This is a genomic window from Acidovorax sp. JHL-3, assembly GCF_000526295.1.
In the GTDB taxonomy this organism is placed as follows: domain Bacteria; phylum Pseudomonadota; class Gammaproteobacteria; order Burkholderiales; family Burkholderiaceae_C; genus Acidovorax; species Acidovorax defluvii.
The window spans coordinates 2,514,199-2,526,375 of sequence record NZ_JAFU01000001.1; the positions used below are offsets into that span (position 1 = coordinate 2,514,199).

16 protein-coding genes and 2 pseudogenes are annotated in these 12,177 nt (G+C 65.5%); 8 read left to right on the forward strand and 10 right to left on the reverse strand.

Translation table 11 applies throughout. The features are described from left to right. The first annotated feature begins 135 nt into the window (after positions 1-135). Both K226_RS18930 and K226_RS20270 read left to right on the forward strand, forming a co-directional pair. Positions 136-921, forward strand: coding sequence for a DUF2189 domain-containing protein (locus tag K226_RS18930; RefSeq protein WP_035241774.1), 786 nt, complete (start codon positions 136-138; stop codon positions 919-921). Between the two features lie 68 nt (positions 922-989). Beyond that, positions 990-1,178: a hypothetical protein gene (locus K226_RS20270; protein WP_024815005.1), complete on the forward strand. Its 189-nt coding sequence runs from the start codon at positions 990-992 to the stop codon at positions 1,176-1,178. A 16-nt stretch (positions 1,179-1,194) separates the two neighbouring features. Here the strand turns inward: K226_RS20270 and K226_RS0111800 are convergent, their stop codons facing one another. After that, on the reverse strand, positions 1,195-1,860 hold the full coding sequence (locus K226_RS0111800; protein WP_024815006.1) for an arylesterase: 666 nt from the start codon (positions 1,858-1,860) through the stop codon (positions 1,195-1,197). Positions 1,861-1,875: 15 nt separating this feature from the next. Here K226_RS0111800 and K226_RS0111805 point away from each other — a divergent pair, with 15 nt between their 5' ends. Beyond that, positions 1,876-2,568 (forward strand): ABC transporter ATP-binding protein, encoded by a 693-nt coding sequence (locus K226_RS0111805; RefSeq protein WP_024815007.1) that lies wholly within the window; start codon positions 1,876-1,878, stop codon positions 2,566-2,568. 23 nt (positions 2,569-2,591) lie between these two features. Here K226_RS0111805 and sstT read toward each other — a convergent pair whose 3' ends face one another. Beyond that, positions 2,592-3,815: a serine/threonine transporter SstT gene (gene sstT, locus K226_RS0111810; RefSeq protein ID WP_024815008.1), complete on the reverse strand. Its 1,224-nt coding sequence runs from the start codon at positions 3,813-3,815 to the stop codon at positions 2,592-2,594. Between the two features lie 291 nt (positions 3,816-4,106). Between sstT and rlmB the strand changes: the two genes are divergently transcribed. Beyond that, positions 4,107-4,856 carry a 23S rRNA (guanosine(2251)-2'-O)-methyltransferase RlmB gene (gene rlmB / locus K226_RS0111815; RefSeq protein WP_024815009.1) on the forward strand — a complete coding sequence of 250 codons (750 nt, stop codon included), beginning with the start codon at positions 4,107-4,109 and terminating at the stop codon, positions 4,854-4,856. 22 nt (positions 4,857-4,878) lie between these two features. Here the strand turns inward: rlmB and K226_RS0111820 are convergent, their stop codons facing one another. The 5 genes and pseudogenes from K226_RS0111820 to K226_RS18940 all read right to left on the reverse strand — a co-directional run bounded on the left by K226_RS0111820 (position 4,879) and on the right by K226_RS18940 (position 7,419). Next, positions 4,879-5,265, reverse strand: a complete 387-nt coding sequence (locus K226_RS0111820; protein WP_024815010.1) for a VOC family protein — start codon at positions 5,263-5,265, stop codon at positions 4,879-4,881. Between the two features lie 29 nt (positions 5,266-5,294). Then, complete coding sequence (locus K226_RS19530) at positions 5,295-5,711, reverse strand: SRPBCC family protein (protein WP_081739420.1); 417 nt, start codon at positions 5,709-5,711, stop codon at positions 5,295-5,297. 33 nt (positions 5,712-5,744) lie between these two features. Beyond that, positions 5,745-6,393 (reverse strand): annotated as a pseudogene (locus tag K226_RS18935) (dihydrofolate reductase family protein); the annotation flags it as partial. A gap of 65 nt (positions 6,394-6,458) precedes the next feature. Then, positions 6,459-6,896, reverse strand: a complete 438-nt coding sequence (locus tag K226_RS0111830; protein ID WP_024815011.1) for a VOC family protein — start codon at positions 6,894-6,896, stop codon at positions 6,459-6,461. 37 nt (positions 6,897-6,933) lie between these two features. After that, a pseudogene (locus tag K226_RS18940) lies at positions 6,934-7,419 on the reverse strand (VOC family protein). A gap of 251 nt (positions 7,420-7,670) precedes the next feature. Between K226_RS18940 and K226_RS0111840 the strand changes: the two are divergent. Further along, positions 7,671-8,333 carry a TetR/AcrR family transcriptional regulator gene (locus tag K226_RS0111840; protein ID WP_024815012.1) on the forward strand — a complete coding sequence of 221 codons (663 nt, stop codon included), beginning with the start codon at positions 7,671-7,673 and terminating at the stop codon, positions 8,331-8,333. A gap of 71 nt (positions 8,334-8,404) precedes the next feature. After that, positions 8,405-9,154, forward strand: coding sequence for an NAD-dependent deacylase (locus K226_RS0111845; RefSeq protein WP_024815013.1), 750 nt, complete (start codon positions 8,405-8,407; stop codon positions 9,152-9,154). Between the two features lie 24 nt (positions 9,155-9,178). Here K226_RS0111845 and K226_RS0111850 read toward each other — a convergent pair whose 3' ends face one another. Continuing rightward, positions 9,179-9,772, reverse strand: a complete 594-nt coding sequence (locus K226_RS0111850) for a chromate transporter (protein WP_024815014.1) — start codon at positions 9,770-9,772, stop codon at positions 9,179-9,181. Beyond that, complete coding sequence (locus tag K226_RS0111855; protein ID WP_024815015.1) at positions 9,769-10,359, reverse strand: chromate transporter; 591 nt, start codon at positions 10,357-10,359, stop codon at positions 9,769-9,771. Before K226_RS0111855 ends, K226_RS0111850 begins: the two co-directional genes overlap by 4 nt. 106 nt (positions 10,360-10,465) lie before the next feature. Between K226_RS0111855 and K226_RS20370 the strand changes: the two genes are divergently transcribed. Together K226_RS20370 and K226_RS0111865 are read left to right on the forward strand one after the other, a co-directional pair. Further along, a complete protein-coding gene (locus K226_RS20370) occupies positions 10,466-10,597 on the forward strand; it encodes a hypothetical protein (protein WP_255346683.1) in 132 nt (43 codons plus the stop codon). 95 nt (positions 10,598-10,692) lie between these two features. Next, complete coding sequence (locus K226_RS0111865; protein WP_024815016.1) at positions 10,693-11,538, forward strand: fumarylacetoacetate hydrolase family protein; 846 nt, start codon at positions 10,693-10,695, stop codon at positions 11,536-11,538. A 108-nt stretch (positions 11,539-11,646) separates the two neighbouring features. Here K226_RS0111865 and K226_RS0111870 read toward each other — a convergent pair whose 3' ends face one another. Continuing rightward, positions 11,647-11,931 carry a DUF6150 family protein gene (locus K226_RS0111870; RefSeq protein WP_024815017.1) on the reverse strand — a complete coding sequence of 95 codons (285 nt, stop codon included), beginning with the start codon at positions 11,929-11,931 and terminating at the stop codon, positions 11,647-11,649. Positions 11,932-12,177 lie beyond the last annotated feature (246 nt).

Consider the following 12,177-nt stretch of genomic DNA (forward strand, 5'->3'; position numbering starts at 1 on the left):
TGCTGCGGGGGTGGTAGTTTCCTCAGTGGCGCGTGGCGGTCAGGTGGCTTAGGGTGTTGATATGTGTCAACGGACGGTGTGTCCGTCGTCCCCATAAACCCTCTTGCACCTTCTGCCATTACCTCCATCACCGCCATGTCCGCACCTCCTGCCGCCCAAGTACCGCCCGCCACCGCCGTGGCGATCGCACTCAATCCCCTGCGCCTCGCAGATCCCTTTCGCTGGCTGCGCAAGGGCCTTCAGGATGTGGTGGCCGCGCCCGGCATCGCCCTGTTTTATGGAGCATGTTTCTGGTGCATGGCGCTGGTGTTGGGCTGGGTGTTTCGCACACGGCCCGAATACACCATGTCGCTGGCCAGCGGGTGCCTGCTGGTAGGGCCGTTTCTGGCCATGGGCCTTTATGACACCAGTCGGCGCCGCGAGGCTGGCCAGGCGCCCGATCTGGGGCAGTCCATCACCTGCTGGGACAAGCACATGGGCAGCATGGGCATGCTGGTGCTCGTGCTGGTGGTGCTGGAGTTGCTGTGGGGCCGGGCGTCGCTGGTGGTGTTTGCGGTGTTTTTCAATACCGGAATGCCCTCTACCACAGGGGTGATGGCGGCCATCTTCAACCCCCAGAACTGGGGATTTGTCGGCGTCTACATGGCGGTGGGGGGCGCTTTTGCAGCGCTGGTTTTCTCGACCTCGGTGGTCTCCATTCCCATGATCCTGGACCGTGATACCGATGCGCTGACCGCAGGCATCACCAGTATGCGGGTGGTGCTGGAAAACCCCGCCGTCATGCTGCTGTGGGGTTTGTTGATCACCCTCATCGTGGTGGTGTCACTGTGGTTCTGGGGGGCGGGCCTGTTGCTGGCCGGGCCGGTGCTGGGCCACGCCAGCTGGCACGCCTACCGCGCAGCGGTTTCCCCCACGCAGTGAAGCGCGGTCTGGGCCCGCCTCCAGGGGCAAGCTGTTACAGTGGGCCCCTACTTTAGGAAGCAAATACCTTGGCAACACCCAACTACGGATACGAAAAGCGCCAGCGCGAACTCGCCAAAAAGAAAAAAAAGGAAGAGAAGCTCAAAGCCAAAACTCACCGCCGGCCTGACGAGCCGCAAGATGGGCAGCCCACCGACGGCCCCGCCGCTTTTGCGTCTCCCGCACCTGCAAACCCATCGGAGTCAACCGGCAGTTGATTTCCCCCGGGGCTCTTTAACGCAAGAGCTTCTGGAGTTCCGGCCACACATTGGCCAGCATCTGCGGATGCGCCTCGGCGCGCGGGTGGATGCGGTCTGGCTGGAACAGTCGGGTCGGGTCGGGGCCATCGGCCACGCCCTTGAGGAAAAACGGCACCACTCCCACCTTGCGCGCCTTGGCCACGGTTGTAAAGGTGGCCGCAAAGCGGTTGGCATAGTCGGTTCCGTAATTGGGGGGCACCTGCATCCCCACCAGCAGTACCTTGGCTCCTGATTTCTGGGCCGTCTGCACCATCCACGTCAGGTTTTCTTCGGTATTTTTCAGTGGCAGGCCCCGCAGGGCATCATTGCCGCCCAGCTCGATCACCACCTGGCTGGGTTGGTGCTGCGTCAGCAGCGCCGCAAGGCGGGAGCGCCCGCCGGACGTGGTTTCTCCGCTCACGCTGGCGTTCACCACAGTGGCGGCTATCTCTTCCTGCGCCAGGCGCTTTTCCAGCAGTGCCACCCAACCCGTTCCGCGCGGCAGGCCATATTCGGCGCTGAGGGAATCGCCCAGCACCAGAATGACCTGTGGTCGCACCGGGGCCGGCTTTTGCGCCATCGCTGCCGGGGCATAAAGCCCCGCCAGCGCGCCGGCTGCAGCGGTCAGGATAAAGTGGCGTCGATGCAGATCGCAAATCAAAATAAAAAACCTTTCATGTCCGAACCTACCCAGTCACCAGCCAAACCCATTATTGCGGTCGAGCATGTATTCAAGTCGGTGACGGATTCCACCGGCACACTGGACATTCTGCGTAATATCGATTTCCGCCTGGAGTCTGGGGAAACCGTGGCCATTGTTGGCGCGTCCGGCTCTGGAAAAAGCACGCTGCTGTCCATCATTGCGGGCCTTGATACGCCTACGCGCGGCACCGTGCGGCTTGACGGCCAGGATCTGTTTGCGCTGAGTGAAGACGGCCGGGCCGCGCTGCGTGCGCAAAAGGTGGGTTTCGTGTTTCAGAGTTTTCAGCTGATGGGCAACCTCACAGCACTTGAAAACGTCATGCTGCCGCTCGAACTGGCCGACCGCAGCGATGCCCGCAAGGCGGCCACCGAGATGCTCAAGCATGTCGGGCTGGGTCAGCGCCTGGGGCATTATCCCAAGGTGCTGAGCGGTGGCGAGCAGCAGCGCGTGGCGCTGGCACGTGCTTTTGTGATGCAGCCCGCCGTGCTGCTGGCCGACGAGCCCACCGGCAGCCTCGACTTCGCCACTGGCGAAACCATCATGCAGCTGATGTTTGACCTCAACCGCGAGCAGGGCACCACGCTGGTGCTGGTCACGCACGATCGGGCCATTGCCCAGCGCTGCGACCGCCTTATCAGCATCGAGGCAGGCCGGGTCAGCACCTGACCCGGTCGGTGTCCGGTAACGTTTTAGCGCGCTGACGGCGGCTGTGGTTCTGCCCAGCGGCAGGCCACGGCCGTGAAGAGCACATCGGTCGAAGAATTGAGCGCCGTTTCGGCCGAGTCCTGCAGGATGCCGATGATGAAACCGATGGCCACCACCTGCATGGCGACATCGTTGCTGATGCCAAACAGGCTGCACGCCAGCGGAATGAGCAGCAGCGAGCCACCGGCCACGCCCGAAGCACCGCAGGCACAGACGGCCGCCACCACGCACAACAGCAAGGCGGTGGGCACTTCAACCGCAATGCCCAGCGTGTGCACTGCCGCCAGCGACAGCACGCTGATGGTGATGGCCGCACCAGCCATGTTGATGGTGGCTCCCAGCGGAATGGCGATGCTGTAGGTGTCCTCGTTCAGGCCCAGGCGCTTTGCCAGCGTCAGGTTGATGGGGATATTGGCCGCCGAGCTGCGCGTGAAAAACGCCGTCACGCCGCTCTCGCGCAGGCAGGTAAACACCAGCGGATACGGATTGATGCGCAGCGCCAGGAAAACGATGAGCGGATTGATCACCAGCGCCACAAACACCATGCAGCCCAGCAACACGGCCAGCAGGTGCGCATAGCCCCACAGCGCCTGCGCACCGGCTTCGGCAAAGGTGCTGGCCACCAGGCCAAAAATGCCCAGTGGTGCAAAGCGGATCACCACCTGAATGATGACCGTGATGCCGGCCGACAAGTCGTGCATGACGGTGCGGGTACCCGCGCTGGCGTGGCGCATGGCCATGCCAAAGCCCACCGCCCAGGCCAGGATGCCGATGTAGTTGGCATTCATCAGCGCCCGCACAGGGTTGTCCACCACGTTCATGAGCAGCGTCAGCAGCACATCCTGGATGTGCATGGGAGCGTTAGCCGCCTGCGCCGGGGCTTGCAGCACCAGCGTGGACGGAAACCACAGACTGGCCGTAACGCCCACCACGGACGCCACCAGTGTGCCCACCAGATACAAAAAGAGCACCGGGCGCACGTGGGTGGCTTCGCCGGGCTTGTGGTTGCTGATGGCGGCAATCACCAAAATGAACACCAGCACAGGTGCCACGGCCTTGAGAGCTGAAATGAACAGCGTGCCCAAAATGGCCACCTTGGGTGTGGCAGCCGGAAACAACACGGCCAGCGCGATGCCTGCAATCATGGCGATCACAATTTGTGTGACCAGGCTCGTGCGCTGTGCCCAGCGAAGCGGGTTAAAAATCATGGTATTGAACAAAGGTAAAACAGGCCAGTGGCCGCGGCAACATGTGCACAAAACCGCGGGGGGCCATCAATCAAGGGGGTTGGAAAAAGTCCAACCCGTAAAGCCACATGGGCAGCAAAAACGGCACGTAAAAGCAGCGCCGTCCAGCAGATCGCTAAATGGAAGACCGCGATTTTAGGCGCTTGAGAGCAAGCCCTTTGCGCAACCCCGTTGCCTCTCGATGCACTTGTGTGGCCCGTTGCCTGAAGGGCGCAACTCTGGGGGCGCCGGCAATGCCCGGATAATCCCCCCATGTCCAGCCCCAAAGTTCTCTTCGGCTTTCACGCCGTGGGTGTGCGTCTGAAGACCGCGCCGAAATCCATCATCGAGATTTATTACGAGGTGACGCGGCGCGATGCCCGCATGCGCCAGTTTCTCGACCGTGCCCGCGAGGCCGGTGCCCGCCTGATCGAGGCCGACAGCGTGCGCATTGCCAAGCTGGCCGGAAGCCATGGCCACCAGGGCGTCGCGGCGCGCGTGGAGCCCGTGGCGCAGGTCACCTCGCTCGACGAACTGCTTGAAAACCTCGAAGCCGCCGGCATCGAGCAGCCCCTGCTGCTGGTGCTCGACGGCGTCACCGACCCGCACAACCTGGGCGCCTGCCTGCGCGTGGCCGACGGTGCGGGCGCGCATGCCGTCATCGCCCCCAAGGACCACGCCGTGGGCATCAATGCCACCGTGGCCAAGGTGGCCAGCGGCGCGGCCGAGACCATGCCGTACTTCATGGTCACCAACCTGGCACGCACGCTGGGTGAACTCAAGGAGCGCAACATCTGGTGCATCGGCACCAGCGACGACGCGCCCAAAACCGTGTACCAGGTTGATCTGAAAGGCCCCGTGGCCCTGGTGCTGGGCGCCGAGGGCGACGGCATGCGCCAGCTCACGCGCAAGACATGCGACGAACTGGTGAGCATCCCCATGAAGGGCGCGGTGGAGAGCCTCAACGTGTCGGTGGCCAGTGGCGTGTGCCTCTACGAAGCGCTGCGGCAACGCGGCGGCTAGCCAGCCTGCACGGCCTGCGTCATTACATTGAATGCAGGCCGATCATGTTGCCCTCGGTATCGTTCACCAGAGCGCATTGGCCATATTCGCCGATCGAAAATTTCGGCTTGAACACCTTGCCGCCGGCCTTTTCGACCCGGCCCTGCTCGACAGCGCAATCCTCGCAGGCAAAGTAAACCAGCGTGCCGCCGCCACCCCCGGAGGGCACTCCTTCCATCTTGACCAGCGCGCCGCTGGCGCCCATGGTGGTCATGTCGCCGGGGAAGGACAGCATCTGCATGCCGTTGGCTTCGCCCGCGGGTGATTTCAGTGTTTCCAGCTGGCACTGGAACACCGCTTCGTAGAACTTGCGCGCGCGCGCCATGTCTTGCACATGGATCTCGAACCAGACGACGGGATTGGGTTTCATGGGTTGCTCCTTGCGTTGCTGTGGGTGAATCAGGCGCGGTGCTCGACGTACCGCGCGAAGTTGTCCAGGATGGCTTGCCAGCCCTGGCGCTGCTGTTCGGCGCTGTGGCTCTCCTCGGCGTCGAAGGACTCGCGCACCCTGATGCTATTGGCCAGTGGAGTGAACTCGACGCGCACCTTGCGCCCGTCGCCCAGGGTGTATTCGATCAGGCGCTGCGGTGCGACACGGGTGTACGTGCCCTCGAAGTCGAAGCCGACGCTGCCGTCCCGCGCCTGCATGCGCGCGCAGAACTTGCCACCTTCGCGCAGATCCACGCTGGCGCGCGGTGTGTGCCAGTCGGGCGAGGCGGCGTTCCACTGCTCCATGGCGCGCGGGTCATTCCAGGCGGCCCACACGCGGTCGATGGGCGCGTGGACACTGGTTTCGATGGTGATCTTCATGGGCATGCCTTGTGCCGACGCCTGCTCAGGCGCCGGGTTAGCGTGGCGCCGCAGGACGGCATGCGTGGCCTTGTCGGACGCCACGAACTGAACGCATTCGTAGCCCAGCGCCCGCAGGTCGAGCCCCTGCAGCAGCGGCTCTCCCCGGCCAAGCAACACCGGCGCGACCGCGATGTGCAGTTCGTCGATAAGGCCTTCACGCAGGTACTGCCGGATGGTGTTGGCTCCGCCGCCGATCCGCACGTCCTTGCCGCCAGCGGCATCGCGTGCCCGTTCAAGCGCCTCATGGATGCCGCCGGTGACGAAGTGGAACGTTGTGCCACCTTCCATCTCGATCGGCGGCCGGGCATGGTGGGTCAGAATGAAGACCGGAACGTGGTAGGGCGGATCGTCGCCCCACCAGCCTTTCCAGGTGTTGTCCTGCCACTCGCCGCGCATGAGGGGCGAACATGTTGCGCCCCAGAATCCATGCGCCAACATTCTGAAAGCCGCGCGCGGCGAAATCATCGTCAACCCCCGTGCTGCCGCCGTCCTGGCCGAACAGCGTGCGCTGGAGCGTGCGGGTCGGCAGCAGCCACTGGTGCAGCTGCGTTCCGCCCACGCCGAGCGGATCATCGAGGCTTTGGTCCGGGCCCGCTCCATATCCGTCGAGCGAGATGGTGAAGCTCTCCACGCGAACACTTGTCATGGTTTTTTCCTCGGTTTCGGCGCCTGATGTGTGCCGGCCCTGCAGCCTTGGTCGGGTCCGCGCTCTCAGCCGGCGTTCACGTTGATCATCCAAGGCGTGCCAAAGCGGTCGGTCACCATGCCGAAGCCGGCCGACCAGAAGGTCTTGTCGAACGGCATGGTCACCTGGCCGCCTTGCGCCAGGGCGTCAAACACGCGCCGGCCTTTGGCGACATCGTCCGCCTGGATCGACACCCACAGGCCTTGCGGTTTGGCATAGCCGCCCGCGCACACGTCGCTGGCGCCGTGCAGGGTGTCGGATCCCATCAGCGCCTGCGCGCCGACCTGCAGGTGCACATGCATCAGGCGGTCTTTCGCCTCGGGCGGGATCGGTGGGTTCTGCGGGTCTGGCGGAATCTCGCCGAAGGTGCTCTGGTGCACCACGGTGCCCTTGAACAGATCCTTGTAGAAGGCAAAGGCCTCGCGGCAGTTGCCGTCGAAGTTGAGGTAGGGGGTGAATTGCATGGTGCCTCCGGGTTGAACAGGTGTGGGGTGCGGCGGGTCAGCGGCCCGCCACCGCGGCCTCGATGGCAGCGACGTCGATCTTCTTCATGGTCATCATGGCGTCGAAGGCGCGCTTGGCGGCGGCGCGGTCGGGGTGGGTCCAGGCCTGGGCCAGTGCCACGGGCGTGATCTGCCACGAGATGCCCCACTTGTCGCGGCACCAGCCGCATTCCACCTCCTGGCCGCCGTGGCCGACGATGGCGTTCCAGTAGCGGTCGGTCTAGGCCTGATCGGCGGTGGACACCTGGAACGAGAACGCGTGGCTGTGCTCCACGCCCGGCCCGCCGTTCAGTCCCATGCAGGGCAGGCCCAGCACGGTGAATTCGACCACCAGCACGTCGCCCGCCTTGCCTGCGGGGTAGTCACCCGGTGCGCGGTGGATGGCGCCGACGGCCGAGTCAGCAAAGGTGGTGGCGTAAAACCGCGCTGCTTCTTCAGCGTCGTTGTCGTACCAGAGGCAGACGGTGTTTTTGGATGGGGTCATGGTGGGTCTCCTTGCAAGGGGGCGGAGCGCGGGCGGTATGTGTCGCGCCGCGCAGTCGGCACGGTGCAGAGGAAGCCGTTGAGAAAGCGGTTGGTATCCATGCGGGTCTCCTGTAGAAAGCGGCAAATGGAACAATATGTGTACGACGTCCACTTCATTGTGCCGTCGTAAAATGAACAGTGTCCACATTTAACCCTTCGCACAACAGGGACGCCGTCTTGAGCGCTTCACATTCCGTTCCTCTCACTCCTGTGACCCCTGCCGCACCGGCGGGCCAGACCGCGCGGCGCCCAACCTACCGCCATGGCGACTTGCGCCGCGCGCTGCTGGACGCCGGCATTGCGCTGGTGCGCGAGGGCGGGCCGCCGGCGCTGGTGCTGCGCGAGGCCACGCGCCGCGCCGGCGTGGTGCCCAACGCCGCCTACCGCCATTTCGCCGGCCATGCGGCATTGCTCGATGCCGTGCGCGGCGCCGCACTGGGCTTGATGGCACGCGCCATGGAGGCGGAGATCGACCACGCCACGCGCCACCTGAGCGCGCCTGTTGCACGGGCACGCGCTGCTTTCAAGGCCGTTGGCACGGGCTACGTGCGCTTTGCGCTGGCCGAGCCGGGCCTGTTTCGCACGGCCTTCGTGGCCCAGCCCTTCGACGTGGCCAACGGCAGCCGCGACGACTTTCGTGGCGACAGCGGGCGCGATCCGTTCGAGATCCTGTGCGGCACGCTCGACGACATGGTGACTGCCGGCGCACTGGGCGCGGCACAGCGCCCGGGCGCCGAGTTTCTGGCGTGGTCGGCAGTGCACGGCCTGGCCATGCTGGCGCTCGACGGCCCGCTGCGTGCGCTGCCCGCCGCGCACATCGAGGCCATGGCCCAGCGCGCCGTGGCGATGGTGGAGCAGGGGCTGGCGGGCTGAGCGCCTCCCGGGCAGCCGCGGCAGAAAGGATCGCGAGAATCCGCACGTCCCTGGCTTGCTAAGCTGCGCGCATGAACATCGCTCTTCCTGCGGGTGCTTACGAGGTGCGGCAATGGCTGCAGGGCGCAGCCCATATTGCCGTGCTGACCGGAGCGGGCATCAGCGCCGAATCGGGCGTGCCCACCTTCCGTGAGGCGCAAACCGGCTACTGGGCGCAGTTTCGCCCGGAAGACATGGCAACCGAAGCGGGCTTTCGCGCCCACCCGCGGCGTGTGTGGGACTGGTACCAGCACCGGCGCAATTTGCTGGCTGGCGTGCATCCCAATGCCGGACATGTGGCGCTGGCGCAGTTCCAGCAGCAGCACCCCGGGCGCCTCACGCTGATCACCCAGAACGTGGACGGCCTGCACCAGCGCGCGGGCAGCATCGGCACGCTGTGCCTGCATGGCGACATCTTTGCCGACCGCTGGCTCGACACCCCGCGCAACTGCTGCCACATCGACCACGCCGTGGCCGGCCACCCGCCGTATTGCGACCGCTGCGGCAACCTGGTGCGGCCGGGCGTGGTGTGGTTTGGCGAACCGCTGCCATATGCCACGCTGGAAGCCGCCCAACAGGCCGCCCGCACCTGCGAGCTGATGCTGGTGGTGGGCACGGCGGGCGCCGTGTATCCGGCAGCGGGACTGGCGCAAGTTGCGCGCCAGGCGTGCGCCCGCGTGGCCATCATCAACCCGGCCGCGAGCGACCTGGACGATGTGGCCCATGCGCTGTTGAGTGGCACCGCAGGCAGCGTGTTGCCAGCCTTGCTGGCGGGCGTGTGATTCAGATTCGCCCGCCAGGCGAGATCACACCAGCCCCAGCGCCCCCAGCAGCGCCCCCGCCCCCAGCAGCCACAGCAGGTGCAGGCGCGTGCGCCACACCAGCAGCGCGCACACCGCCGTCAGCAGCCACAGGGCCCAGTCGGTGGCGGGGTTGCTGTGGGCGCTGCCCAGCAGCCAGGCGGTGGCCAGCAGCAGCCCTATCACCACCGGCGCCATGCCTTGCTTGAAGGCGCGCACGCTGCGCCGCTCGCGGTTGCGGTGGCCCCAGCGGGTGGCCAGCCAGGTGAGCGTGGTGCTGGGCAGCATGATGCCGACCATGCTCAGCACCATGCCCAAAGCGCCGCTGGCCCAGCCAGCCGGCCCGGCGCCGCCCGCGTTGATGCCCACGTTCCAGCCCAGCAGCGCAATGAACAGCACATTGGGCCCCGGCGCCGCCTGGGCGATGGCAATGGAGGCGTTGAATTGCAGATCGGTCAGCCAGCCCTGGCGCTCCACCAGAAAGCGGTGCATGTCGGGCGCGGTGGCAATGGCGCCGCCCACGGCCAGCAGCGAGATCGAGATGTAATAGAAAAACAGATTCAGCCAGTCCAGCGGCTGCAGTGCAATGGCGTGGTTCATGGCGCAATCTTTCGCCACGTCAGCACGCAGGCCACGCCGCCCAGTGCGGGCAGCACCCAGGCCAGCGGCCAGCGCAGCAGCGCCATGCCAGCGAAGGTGAGGGCGGCCAGCGCGGCGCACAGCCAGGGGCCCAGCGGGTGATTGCGCAGCGCCGCCGCCAGCTTGAAGCCCGTGCCCGCAATCAGCCCGGCAGCCACGGCGCCCATGCCCCGCAGCGCGCCCGCCACGGCCGGGTGGCTGGCAAATTGCGCATACACCAGCGCCAGCGCCAGCACCACCAGCAGAGGAAAGGCGAGCATGCCTGCCAGCGCCGCCAGCGCGCCACGCCAGCCGAAATGGCGGTCGCCAATCATCACCGAGAGGTTCACCACATTCGGCCCCGGCATGATCTGGGCCACGGCCCAGTCTTCGACGAACTCCTCGTTCGTCATCCAGCGCTTTTTTTCCACCAGTTCGCGCTGCACCACCGCCAGCACACCGCCAAAGCCCTGCAGCGCCAGCCAGGTGAACGACCAGAACAGGTCGGCCGGGTTGCGCGGCCGGGGCCGCGATGGAGAATCGTCAACAGGGTGCAAGGGCGCGGACATGGGTTTTTGGATAGAAATATGCCTCTAGCGCAATATCCATAAGCGCAAGCAGCTATCAAAACAGGAGTTTCCAGGCCGCCAGGCAAGGCGCCGGGAAAAGCCCACCATGTTAAGCCGCACCGGCCTGCTGCCCCATGGCCCCGGCATCGCCAACGGCGACAGGGGCATCATGAATGCTGATGGGTGGGCGCGTGCACATCAGCAAGTCGCAGCTACCCGCACCGTGCCGCTGGACTAGGATAGATGCCGCGCCGCTGCCCGCCCGCCTGCGACATGCGACATGCGACATGCGGCATGCGGCCGGACGGTACCCAAGACACACAAGGACAACCCATGAAACTGGTTCGTTATGGCCAACCCGGCGCCGAGCGCCCCGGCGTGCTGGATGCACAAGGCGTGCTGCGCGATCTGTCGATGCTGTTGCCCGAACTGGGCCCCGCTCAGTTGGCCCCGCGCACCTTGTCGGCCCTGGCGGCCCTGGATGCCAGCCGTTTGCCCGCCGTGCAGGGTGCGCCGCGCCTGGCTTGCCCGGTGGCGGGCGTGGGCAAGATCGTTTGTGTGGGGCTGAACTATGCCGACCACGCGCTCGAAGCCGGTATGCAGGCGCCCGCCGAGCCCGTGCTGTTCATGAAAGCCATCACCGCCCTGAGCGGCCCGAACGACGCGGTGCGCATTCCACCGGGCGCGCGCAAGACCGACTGGGAGGTCGAACTGGGCATCGTCATCGGCACCCGGGCCAGCCACGTCAGCGAAGCCGCCGCGTTGCAGCATGTGGCGGGCTACGTGCTGGCCAACGATGTGTCCGAGCGCGCCTGGCAGACCGAGCGTGGCGGCCAGTGGGACAAGGGCAAGAGCTACGACACCTTCGCCCCCATCGGCCCGTGGCTGCTAACCGCCGACGAGATGCCCGACCCGCACGCCATCGACCTGTGGCTGGAAGTGAACGGCCAGCGCGTGCAAAACGGCAACACGCGCAACTTCATCTTTGGTGTGCCCACCGTGGTGTCGTATGTCAGCCAGTTCATGACGCTGGAGCCGGGCGACATCGTGCTGACAGGCACGCCCGCCGGTGTGGGCCTGGGCCAAAAGCCCGCGCCCTGGTTCCTCAAGCCCGGCGACGTGATGCGCCTGGGCGGCACGGGCTTGGGCGAGCAGGTGCAGACCTGCGTGGGCGGGTGAGGGCAGGGGCCCGCATTGGGGAGAAATATGGAGATGGCGCTGGCGTAGGTGCGGTGCGGCCTCACCCGGTGAGGCCATCGCCTTCAGCGCCATGCACAGGCCAGTCCCTCAGCCGATTTGCCCACAGAACCGGTGCGCCTTGTTGCGCCAGCCCGCCTGTTCTGGGTATTTGACCTTGAAAGTCTTGATGTCGGCCTGGGTGGCGTATTTGACGCGGAAGATCTTGAACGTGGCATCGGCCTCGTAGTCCACAAAGCACCACTGCGCGTCACCCTCGGCCTGCTGGCGGTAGGGCAGTTCATACCAGCACAGGTCGGCCTGGGTCTCAAAAGGCACCTCAAACACGCTTGCGTCGGCTTTGCTCGCCAGCGCTGCCACCAGAATCTTTGCCATGCGCAACCTCCTGCGAAAGGGGAAAAACCAACGCGTGCATGTTATCGAACTGCACACCTGAGTGCATGGTGGGCAACCCCATCACCCCCCATCACCCGAACAGCGGCGGTTGCGCGCGCCGTGGCGTGCGAAGGTGAAAATTCTCCAAGCGGGTTGCACCGCAGGCAAAAATGCCGGTGTGCGCACGTCGGCCAGTGGTGCCTATGTGGGTGGGCACGGCTCGTGCACCTGCGCGGCGTTTTGCTG